Source organism: Streptomyces sp. CA-278952 (assembly GCF_028747205.1).
Classification (GTDB): Bacteria; Actinomycetota; Actinomycetes; order Streptomycetales; family Streptomycetaceae; genus Streptomyces.
Genome location: NZ_CP112880.1, coordinates 7,391,264 through 7,401,351, shown reverse-complemented (window position 1 = coordinate 7,401,351; position 10,088 = coordinate 7,391,264). Strand labels below are relative to the sequence as shown.

The 10,088-nt window shown below is 68.4% G+C and carries 7 protein-coding genes and 1 pseudogene; 3 read left to right on the top strand and 5 right to left on the bottom strand.

All coding sequences use genetic code 11. The annotated features are described in order from the left end of the window. Positions 1 to 75 precede the first annotated feature (75 nt). Positions 76 to 297, bottom strand: coding sequence for a ferredoxin (locus N7925_RS32505; RefSeq protein WP_265603094.1), 222 nt, complete (start codon positions 295 to 297; stop codon positions 76 to 78). Positions 298 to 471: 174 nt separating this feature from the next. On the opposite strand from N7925_RS32505, the gene N7925_RS32500 reads away from it, so the two are divergent. Then, positions 472 to 729 carry a GNAT family N-acetyltransferase gene (locus N7925_RS32500; protein WP_331618182.1) on the top strand — a complete coding sequence of 86 codons (258 nt, stop codon included), beginning with the start codon at positions 472 to 474 and terminating at the stop codon, positions 727 to 729. 55 nt (positions 730 to 784) lie between these two features. On the opposite strand, the gene N7925_RS32495 is transcribed toward N7925_RS32500, so the two are convergent. From N7925_RS32495 to N7925_RS32480, 4 genes are all read right to left on the bottom strand, one after another. Further along, positions 785 to 1,585, bottom strand: coding sequence for a class I SAM-dependent methyltransferase (locus N7925_RS32495; protein ID WP_265603093.1), 801 nt, complete (start codon positions 1,583 to 1,585; stop codon positions 785 to 787). A gap of 80 nt (positions 1,586 to 1,665) precedes the next feature. Next, the gene (locus tag N7925_RS32490; protein WP_274345974.1) at positions 1,666 to 2,889 is read right to left on the bottom strand and encodes an aminotransferase class V-fold PLP-dependent enzyme; all 1,224 of its coding nucleotides are present in this window, start codon (positions 2,887 to 2,889) and stop codon (positions 1,666 to 1,668) included. Then, entirely contained in the window at positions 2,886 to 4,223 is a 1,338-nt protein-coding gene (locus tag N7925_RS32485; protein ID WP_265603091.1) for a pyridoxal-phosphate dependent enzyme, read from the bottom strand. The genes N7925_RS32490 and N7925_RS32485 overlap by 4 nt, the downstream gene beginning before the upstream one ends. Further along, a complete protein-coding gene (locus tag N7925_RS32480; RefSeq protein WP_274345973.1) occupies positions 4,213 to 5,715 on the bottom strand; it encodes a Y4yA family PLP-dependent enzyme in 1,503 nt (500 codons plus the stop codon). Before N7925_RS32480 ends, N7925_RS32485 begins: the two co-directional genes overlap by 11 nt. 438 nt (positions 5,716 to 6,153) lie before the next feature. On the opposite strand from N7925_RS32480, the pseudogene N7925_RS32475 reads away from it, so the two are divergent. Both N7925_RS32475 and N7925_RS32470 read left to right on the top strand, forming a co-directional pair. After that, positions 6,154 to 6,402 (top strand): annotated as a pseudogene (locus N7925_RS32475) (transposase); the annotation flags it as partial. 169 nt (positions 6,403 to 6,571) lie between these two features. Next, entirely contained in the window at positions 6,572 to 9,772 is a 3,201-nt protein-coding gene (locus N7925_RS32470) for an RNA 2'-phosphotransferase (protein WP_274346590.1), read from the top strand. Positions 9,773 to 10,088 lie beyond the last annotated feature (316 nt).

The following is a 10,088-nucleotide window of genomic DNA, read 5'->3' as shown; positions in this document are numbered from 1 at the left end:
GGCGGGGGTCATGGCGGAACGGACGCACGCACAGCCGGGCCGCAACGCCCTCGGCGCTGCGGGCCCGGCTTCGGGCTACCGGAAGGTGAGAGCCCCGGACGGGCAGGCCCACACCGCTTCGTGCACAGCGTCCGACTGGGACGCCGCCGGCACCTCGGCGAGGACGACCACCAGCCCGTCGTGCTCGTCCTGGTCGAAGACGGCCGGTGCGGCGAGCACGCATTGCCCGGCCCCGACGCACCGACCCCGCTCCGCGCCGACTCTGCCGGCTCCTGGCACCTGGCCCGACAACGTCATGAGAGCCCCTCCTCCGCAGTCACCTCCGCGACCGCCGATGCGGCACAGCCAGACAGTAGTAGATAATGACTTCCATATTCAATAAGCTCATCGAGTCAGCCGCACGACGCCGCCCCATCTCGTCTGTCGCACCCGCGGCTTCAGCGCGGCGGTCGACGCCGACCCCGTGGAACGGTGCTCCGCCCGGCGGTCGAGAGGATCACCCGTGAACTCTCCCCCGACCACAGCAGACTCCTCGTGGTGACGGTGGACGGCGCACTCGCGGGCTGGCTGCTGCTGCGCCGCGGGGCACATCCCCTCGCGGCGCACTGCGGTGTGTTGAACGACGTCCAGACACACGTGCGCTTCCGTGGCGCGGGCGTCGGCGCCGCGATGATGCGGCACGCCCAGGGCGTCGCGCGCGACGAGATCCTGATGAGTCCGGCCCTGTAGGAACCGCGACAACTCCCGTCTTCCGCAAGGGCCTCGAGAGATCCGCTCACTGACCTCAGGTTCCGGCGGAAGCGGAAAGCCCGCCCGTGCCTCCCATGACCGCCACCAGTACGGCGCTGTCCCCGAACTGCCAGACCGGCGCGACGTGGGCGAAGCCGGCCCGACGCAGCAGTGCGGCGTGTCGGCCCGCCGTGACCTGCTCGTCGCCGCCGCTGCCGGCGTGGAGACCGTGGCGCCGTCGACGTTCATCGAGCAGGTCGGTCAGTTCGGGTTCCCGCGCCGCAGCGTCCCACCAGGACCGCCAGTCCTCGCACGCGTGGCCGCCCGTACGCTCGGACCTGCGACGGCCCACATGCGCGGTGAGCTCGGAGCAGGCCGCCGTATCCGGCGGGAAGTGGTCCCCGTTGACCAGGACGCCGCCGGGGCGCAGCAGGGACGCGAGGGCACGGTAGGTGCGCAGCAGCACCGGGTCGGTCAGGTAATGCAGGGCGGTCGTCGAGACGGCGGCGTCCACGGGGCGGTCCAACTGGAGGGCCTCGGTCCAGCCGTCCTCTCCGATGACGGTGTCGACGTAGCGGGCGGCGTCGGCATGGTGGGTGCGTCCCAGTTCCAGCAGCACCGGGTCCATGTCGGCGGCCACGATCTCGGCGTGCGGGAAGCGGTCGGCGAGCCTGGCGGCCAGGGAGCCGGGGCCGCACCCGAGGTCCAGCAGCAGGGGGTCGGCGCGGCCGACGACGATGTGTTCGACGACATCGGCGATCACGGTGAACCGCTCCTCGCGGTCCACCGCGTACCGCTCCTGCTGGCGTTCCCAGCGCTCGACCCAGGTCCTGGCCGTCGCCATGCTCACACCCATAGCTCGCGTCACCTCGTCTGTCTCTCGTCCGTGCGGGGGCGCCGACGGACCTACAGATGATAACGATTATCAATTGCCATTTACGCCAACGACGCGAGGACGGTCAGCAGCCGGTCGATCTCCTCCACCGTGTTGTACACGTGCAGGCTCACGCGCACCGAAGCGTCCCGGCCGTCGGAGCCGGCCTGGCACAGGTTGTCGGCCCGCACCATGAAGCCGTGGCTGAAGAGAATGAACCCGAGATCGTCGGAGGGGATATCGCGGTGCCGGAAGGTGACGATGCCGCGGCGGCGCTGCTCGGCGGGCAGGGCCGAGTCGGCGGACAGGCTCGCCTGACAGCCGACGACCTCGTACGGACCCAGGAGCCCGAGCCGGTCCGTCAACCGGGTGGTGAGCATGGACGTCCAGTGCGCGACGCGCTCCGGTCCGATCGTGTCGAGCCAGTCGAGAGCGGCCCGCAGCGAGACGATGCCGGCCGTGTTGGGCGTGCCCTGCCAGCCCTCCGGCCGGAACGCCGGCCCTCGCGCATTGCGCGCCCAGATCACCCCTGAGCCGGGCAGGGCCATCGCCTTGTGCCCCGAGAAGACCACGAAGTCCACGTCGAGGGACGGGTCGTCGAGGTGGACGGGCAGGTGGCCGACGCTCTGCGCCGCGTCCAGGCAGATGGCCACGTCCGGGCCGACCGCTTCACGGATACGGTGCACGTTCATGTCGCCGCCGTAGACGTGGTGGACGTGGGTGGCTGCCACGAAGCGGGTACGCGGGCCCACAGCCCGGTGCAGGGCCAGATGGTCGTAGTCTCCGGAGCCCGCTTGGTACGGCAGCGCCTGCACGCGGACCTGGACGCCGCGCTCGGCCAGCAGCCGACGGGCCTCGAGCCAGGGGTCCAGATTGGCCCGGTGGTCGGCGTACGGCACGAGTATGTCGTCCCCGTCGGTGAGGTACGGCACGAGCCAGTCGCGGGCGACGGTGCGCAGGCCCTCGGTGGTGCCACTGGTGAAGTGGACGCCGGAGCGGCCCGGTTCGGGGTCGTGGAGGAACTCCTTGACGCGTTCCCGGGTCGACTCCACCAGTTCCGTCGTCCGGTTGGCCCAGGGGTAGGCGCCGCGGCCGGCGTTGGCGTTCGACGTCGTGAGGTAGGTCTGAACAGCCTCCAACACCGCACGTGGCTTCTGGGACGTGGCAGCACTGTCGAGGTAGGCCAGCTCCGGGTGCGCGGTGACGATGGGGAACTGTTCCCTCGCTTCCCGCTGCCAGAGCGGGCTCTCGGGCTCGGGGGAAGAGAGGGAACCGGCCGGGCTCATTCGCGCACCAGCGGTGCACCCGCGTCCCGCCAGGCGACGATCCCGCCGGCCAGACTGCGGACGTCCGGATGGCCCATCCGGGACAGCGCGGCAGCGTAACGCAGTGACTTCTCGCCGACGGGACAGGCGAGCAGTACGGGAGTGCGCTTGCTGAAGGGGAGCCCGCCACGGAGCAGGTCCTCGAACACCTCGTCGACGATGTTGAACGAGCCCTCGATGTGCAGAGCGGCGTAGGCGTGCGGGCTGCGCAGGTCGACGACGAGTGGACGAGGATCGCCCTCTGCGGACCAGCGCCGGGCGTCGTCCACCTCGATGACGCGAGCCTCCGCACGGGCCTCGGCGTCGGTGACGGCCACCGCGGACCGCCCACGGCTCGTTCGGCCCAGGAGGTCCGGGCGCCGCTGACGCACATAACTGAGATAGCTCTCGGCCCGGTCGCACACGATGAACACCGCCGTACGGCGCTGCCCCGTCCCGTCCAGCTCCTCGTCGGCGTACCGCAGTTGCCGAACCGCCCCTTGGTAGGCGGCGCCGCCGGTCGGTCCGCTCAGCAGTCCGCAGCGGCGGATCAGGGTGATCATTCCGTCGATGGCCTCGTCCGAGGTGACCGACTCGATGGTGTCGTACGTCGCCGGGTCGAACAGGCCGACCTGGTGGACCTCGTCGATGGTGCGGATACCCGGTATGAAGTCCGATTTGTGGGCGACCAGGCCGAGGACCCGCACGCGCGGGTCGTGCTCGCGCAGCACCCTGGCGACACCGGTCGACGAACCGGCCGTCCCCACGCAGGCGATGAACCAGTCCGGCACCCGGCCGTCCAGATCCTTCACGATCTCGGGGCCGGTGCCCTCCGCGTGCGCCTCGACGTTGCGGGGGTTGAAGTACTGGTCGGTGTGCAGGTACGTACTCCCCGGGTCGGAGAGCGCCCGGTGGAACTGCGTCAGCGGGTCGTCCGTGTCGGTCGGATCGAGGCACTCGCTGCGTCCGGGAAGTTCCTCGATCTCGGCGCCGATGAGCAGCAGGAGTTCCTTGATCTCGGGTACGCGCATGCGGTTGGTGACGCTCTTGAACCTCACGCCGTGCATACCGGCCAGGAGGGCCAGCGCCTTGGCGGTGTTGCCGCTGGAAAGCTCCACGACCGTCCTGTCACCGCCGGTGGCAGCCTCCAGGTGGGGTCGGGCCATGTGCCACGCGGGCCGGTCCTTGACAGACCCGAACGGGTTGAGCATCTCCAGTTTGGCGAAGAGGTCGATGTTGCGCAGTCCGTGCACGGCGGGATCGATGCGCACCAGAGGCGTGTTGCCCATGGCCTCGGTGATGCTGTCATACCTCATCCGACTGCTCCCCCACGGGTGTGATCGGCCAGTAGTCCTCGTCCGGACACCAGCTCCAGGATGCGCCCCGCCGCTCCACCGCGACCGTCCGCGCGACCGGCTGCCGCTGCGCGCGGTGGGCGTGGAAGTCCATGGCGTAGCCGGCGGTGTTGACGAAAGCCAGCAGGTCCCCGGCCCGCGGCAGCCGGGGCAGGTGGACCAGGCGGCGAGTGATGAGGTCACCCTCCAGACAGAGGTTGCCCGTGAGGTAGACACCGGCCGGCTCCCCGTCACCGGCTGCGGCTTCACCCCGTGGCAGCAGGACGGGGTCCACCAGCACTCCGTGCTCCTCCAGGCTCATGTCGCCCGCGTTCATGGCGAGGTGCACCAGGTGGTGCCCGGAGTCCGTGTCCACGGGGCGTACGTCCAGCACGCGCGCGAGCGACAGTCCGCACTGGTCGACGAGAGAGCGCCCCGGTTCGATGTACAGGTCGTGGAGGTGCTCCAGCAGGAGGGTGGCGGTCGGGCGGCCCAGCACCGGCGCGGGCAGGGAGAGCAGCTCGTCGAGGTAGCCGGGGCCTGCGGTGGGGCGGTGCGCGGGGTACAGCGCGGCGGCACCGCGCACCGTGCCGCCCTCGTTGCGCAGCCCGTATCCGTGACCGCGCCAGGTCAACGGCGGGCGGACACCGAGCACCGCCTCGGTCAGCGCGGTGGTCCACCGCTCCCATTCCTCCGCCTCGGCGACGTAGCCGACGCCGAATCCACCCCCGATGTCGAGAGCGCGCGGCGCGAGTCCCCGTGCCCGGCATGCGTCCATGAACAGCACGCACTGTTCCAGCGCCCGCGCCTTCTCCTCGATGCCGGTGGTGTCGAGGTGGTAGGCGGCGCCGACGAACTCCACTGTCTCCGCGTTGCGTTCGAGCGCCGACAGCAGCGCCTCGGTGTCCCGTACCGGAGTGCCGAAACGGCTGCGCCGGGAGAGCAGACGGGTGCCCGCTCCCTCGCGGCCGGAGGCGTACTCGAACCCCGACAGCCGCACCAGTACGGCGACCCGGCCGAGCCCGTGCGCGCGCACCAGGCCGGAGAGCCGTTCCAGTTCCCCGGGTGAGTCCAGGTTGACGGTCGCTCCGACGCGGGCCGCCAGCCAGAGGAACGCGGCGTCCTTGGGACCGGTGGCCATGATGCGGTCGCCGGTGAATCCGCAACCCAGTGCGTGCCTCAGCTCCGCCACGGATGCGACGTCGACACCGACGGCGGCCGGGTCCTCCGCCGCCAGTCGCCGCAGCAGGGCGCTGGAACGATTCGCCTTGTGGGCGAAGTACACGCGTCCGGTGAGATGGTGACGGCCGTAGACGGCACGGAAGCGGGTGGCGTTCTCGGCCACGGCCTCGGGGAGCAGCACGTTGAGCGGCGAACCCAGCGCATCGACGAGCGAGTGCAGGAAGTGCCGGTCGGTCAGCAGCGCGGCGAGCGGCGGCTCCACCCTGGGCCGCAGATATAAGGGCGCGTCCACGTAAGACCTCTCCCGGTGTCGGCCGACCGCCGAAGCGGCGATCGCTCGGGAGTAGTCGTTTCCAGGTACAACCGCTCCTAAGCCTCACTGGTCCGGTTCCCGGAGCGCAGTCCCGTGGCGTCGAGTCGGTGCGGCCTCGTTCGCCAACTACGGTGCAGCGCAGGCGACTCACCCACCGAAGAAGCTCAGCCGGACCTGGCGGTCGGGATTATCCTTGTTCGTGTCCACCAACCTCCGCTAAGACAACGGTCAGCATAGCCGCGAGCCACCCGCGACCTGGCGCCCCACCGACGACCACCGACGACCACCGACGAACCACGCGGCACACGGTGGCGTCGTCGGATCCAGCGAATCCGGCTCCCGGTTCGTGTCGCGAGGGATCCCCGCCACAGACGGCTGACCAGCCAAAAGCCACACAGTCCCGGTCTCTGGGCGTAGTCCGGGCGCACAGACCGCCACCGGCTCAACCGCGGCGGAGACCGCCAGGCCAACCGAGCGCTGCACACAATCGTGCTGGTCCGCATGCGGCACGACATTCGCACCCGCGACTACGTCGCACGACGCGCCCTCGAAGGACTCAAGACGAAGGACATCTTCAGGTCCCTCAAGTGCTTCGTCGCGCGAGAGGACTACCGCCATCTCACCAGCGGTTCCCGCAGCGCGATCGGACCTTCTCCTGCAGCTTGACGATCTATAGAAGCTTCAGAGTCAAGCTCAGAAGCCATATCTCAACCGTCCACCGCTTGGGTGATCTTCTGGTGGTGGATACATAAAGACTGAAGTTCTCCCCGCGGGCTAAACTCTGGCCACTGAATACCCAGTACCTTGGGACGAAATGCCAGGAGGCCTCGTGGGGATGCGTGTCACACCGCTGGACCTCGCGCGCAGAAGTCGTGTCACAGCGTCCGATACTGACGGCTTACCGGGGCGCGGCGAAGCCGCCCATGCCACCAGCCTTGCGCAGCTGGCATCGTCGCCGACCCGAGAGTGGACGGACGCCGAACTGACGTCAATGGTGGAGAGCGGCTTCCCCGAGATGATCCAGCTCCTACGTTGGCTGGGCTGCGACTCCCTGGAGAGCTGGGTGGGCGAATGGAGCCTGCTGCGCGGCGCCGATTGGGTGGCGTCGGTACTCGCACCCAGCAACTCTGTCCGAACGATCGACGCCTGGCGTGAAGTACTCGATGCCCGCAGCGACGAAATCCTGTTGCTGGAGACGCTCGTATTCGAGACGAACCTGGGCCGGTATGCGCACGAAGCCGCGCGCGCCATGCCCCGGCGATTCCGGTACGACAAGACTCTGCACGTGGTCCGGCAGCGCGCGGCTCTCGCGCTCTGGGAACACGCGCTGACCACCAACTGGCGTCGTCCCTTCGTCTTCTGTCGGGCGCTTCGCTTGGCCCGCATCTACCTTGCCGGCGTTGTCGCCGACCGAGAATTCACCGACAAACCGGTCAGGTTCCAGTTCACGGGTCGCCTCGGACAGGCATCGGTATTGCTGGCCAGGTTTGAGCAGGTCTCGGTAGCCGACCTGGTGCAGTCCACGGACGTGATTCGGCGCTCCATCGAAGAGGGCAACCCCGCCTGCGATGCGGTGCCTTACCTGCTGGAGGCGTATCTGCGACTGCACGATCAAACGGGCGATCGGGAGTATCTCGGCCTCGCCCTCCAGGCCGACCGAAGCTTCAGCGGTCACACGCCGGGCGTCTCGTGGCAGTTGCACGTCGCGGAGGCGTGGCTGCGCCTGGCCGACGGACAGCCTAACGACGCGAACCTGCCCACCTACCTGGATCGGGCCGAGAAGGCACTCTCCGCCGCGCGGAGCGATGCAGCGGCCGAGGAGAGTGTCCGCTGCACGGTGCTTGAGCGCGTGGCCTCCGCGGCACGGTCGGTCCCCGATCTGCTGCCGACGGTCCAGCTCGGACTGAAGCGGCTCCAGAATCCGTTCGGGCTCGGTGAACACCTCCTCCGCTTCGCTGAGTCAGGCTATCCCGCGGACTCCTTGCCGGCGATTCTCGTTGACAGCCTGCGACGGGAATTCGGCTCGGCAGGAGATCCGCTGCCCCGTCGCCTGTTGTCGGACTGTCTGCGCGTGTACACGCAGATCAGTGGGGACACGGCGATGCGGCAGGGTGAGTACCTGCGCGAGGCGCTGAGACTGCAGGAGGGATGGACCGGGGTCGGCCCGCTCACCGACGAGCTGAGCCGGATCCGCTACGCGGACGATCTGTTGGAGACCGCTGCGCTCCAGGGGAGCAGTGAGCTCTGGAGTCTCGGTATGGCTCGTCTCATCCGTGAGGTGGAGACGAATCCCACCTCGTGCGTTCCTCTGGTTCGGCTCGGCAGGGAGGCCGACAAAGGGCTCCCGTACGACGGCTCCGCGGAGCTCCAGGTACGCGGGCAGCTGAAGGACCTTGCGCAGGCCGACATCTGGATCAGGGCCGCGATGGCCGGTGACTCGAAGCTGTTCTACAAGGAAGCTGCGGCCCGTGCGATCAGCAGCCCCGACTTGGTGCGCAGGAACCTCGGGGGCCGGAGCAACGTCGTCACCGTCGAGGACTATCTCGGCTTCACCACGGCGACCCTGGTGTTCAAACCGACGAACAGTCTCTGCTTCGAGCGTGACACCCAGAAGTCGCTCGCGGTGGCTAATATGTTGCGCAGATTGGGAGTTGAGAGCGAGTTCGGGATCATCGACCTAATCACCACGATCGTCACCGATGACCTGGCGCACGCGGAGGAAGAGTTTCCGGACGGTACGGAGATCCTCACCGTCCGTCGGTTCGAGCACGGGGCCGTACTGGCCGAACGGTTGTCTCCCGCCACCCCCGACGCGTCGAGCGCACTGCTGCGACGGGCCGCGGTGTTCCTGGCCTACATCCACGCATCGGAGGAACGGCCGGGAAAACCGGCAACGTCCGTTCGTAAAGATGTCAGCAACGAGGTCAGACGATGGTTGAAGAACGTATTGCCCCCTCAGTGGTCGGAGGACTCCGCGGCGGTGTTCAAATCCTGGTGGCCGCTGATCGAGGAACTCGGCCTGCCACCACAACCCCGGCGTGACGCCCACGCGTTCAACTGGCTCGTCACCGACGATGAGCGGATCATCGCCATCGATCTGGAGGCCACGCGCTGGCGTCCGATGGGCTATGAACTGGCCCAGCTGACCGACGATGTGCCCGCCTTTCCCGTGGATCGCTGGGACCTGCGTCGTGCGGTCGTAGAGGAGTACGCCGCCGCGCTCGGCCGCAGCTCCCCAACCTCCTCCGCCCCTGACGTGGACCAGCTCTGGACCGCTTACCGGGTCTCCCTACTGGCTCGAGCCCTGCGCGGACTCAGCTCTCGGGACAACGAGCCGGACGCGCGCGAGCACAGTGAAGCGCTGCTCGACGAGATGAGCGCACACATCGAGCTAGGTCCTCTGCGTGAGCTCGCCACGCGGCTGCGCGACGCATGGGCCGTCCGGCGCGGCTCTCTGGGGTCGACGCCGCTGCGGAAGCGCCAGGACGGTCGCAGGCAGCGGATCAGCCGAACTCTCGCGTACCAGCTGCGCCACGGCCAGCTCGTCAGGCCGGAGAGTGACGGCTGGGTGGCGGTGGAGAATGTGGTGTCCGCGCTGGCGGAGACGAGTCAACGGGCCGACGCGGAGGAACTGCTCGCTGTCGCCCAGGCGTGGGACGAGGACCGCTTCGAGGTGGACGGTCGACGGATACGCGCTCGCTACGGTCACTCGCGCCCTGCTGCCATCGAGTACGAGAGCGGACAGCCCGGCGGACCGCTGTATCACAGCACCCCCACGTCCGCTCTGCACGGCATCTTCGAGAAGGAGGAAGGACTCCTGCCGATGACCAGACAGTGGGTACACCTCACCACGGACCGGGACACCGCACTGAGAACCGGGCTACGGCACGGGCCGAGCGTCTTGCTCAGCGTGCCCGATCCCGCGACGCAAGGCTTGGAGTGCCTCCACTCGGGCGGAACGATCTGGCTGTTGAAGGCGGTCCCGCCGACAGCTCTGACGGTGGTTCCGCTCTATCGACTGTTCTCCAGCCACTGACCGTTTCGGTAGCAGCCGTACGCCGTCAAAGAACTCGACAGGGCCGACCATTGCATCAGTCCAGACGACCGACGCAATGGTCGGGTAAGGGCGCACACTCGGGCGCCCCACGCACAGCGTTGCCAAGCGCCGCTGCTACGGGAGCGGAAGCCAACACTCTGTGCCAGGTTCCCGCCTGAGGCGCCAATTGGTGCGACCGGACTCGTCCTCTACAGTGCAGCCACAGCAGCTAACCCACTAAAGAAGCTCAACCGAACGTGACGGTTGTTGTTATCAACGTTGGTATCCACCAAACTCCGTTAAGGCAACTGCCAAA

Coding starts and splice junctions, on each gene's coding strand:
- N7925_RS32485 (WP_265603091.1), bottom strand. CDS start 4,223: ATGAGGTATGACAGCATCACCGAGGCCATGGGCAACACGCCTCTGGTG.
- N7925_RS32470 (WP_274346590.1), top strand. CDS start 6,572: ATGCGTGTCACACCGCTGGACCTCGCGCGCAGAAGTCGTGTCACAGCG.
- N7925_RS32490 (WP_274345974.1), bottom strand. CDS start 2,889: ATGAGCCCGGCCGGTTCCCTCTCTTCCCCCGAGCCCGAGAGCCCGCTC.
- N7925_RS32505 (WP_265603094.1), bottom strand. CDS start 297: ATGACGTTGTCGGGCCAGGTGCCAGGAGCCGGCAGAGTCGGCGCGGAG.
- N7925_RS32495 (WP_265603093.1), bottom strand. CDS start 1,585: ATGGGTGTGAGCATGGCGACGGCCAGGACCTGGGTCGAGCGCTGGGAA.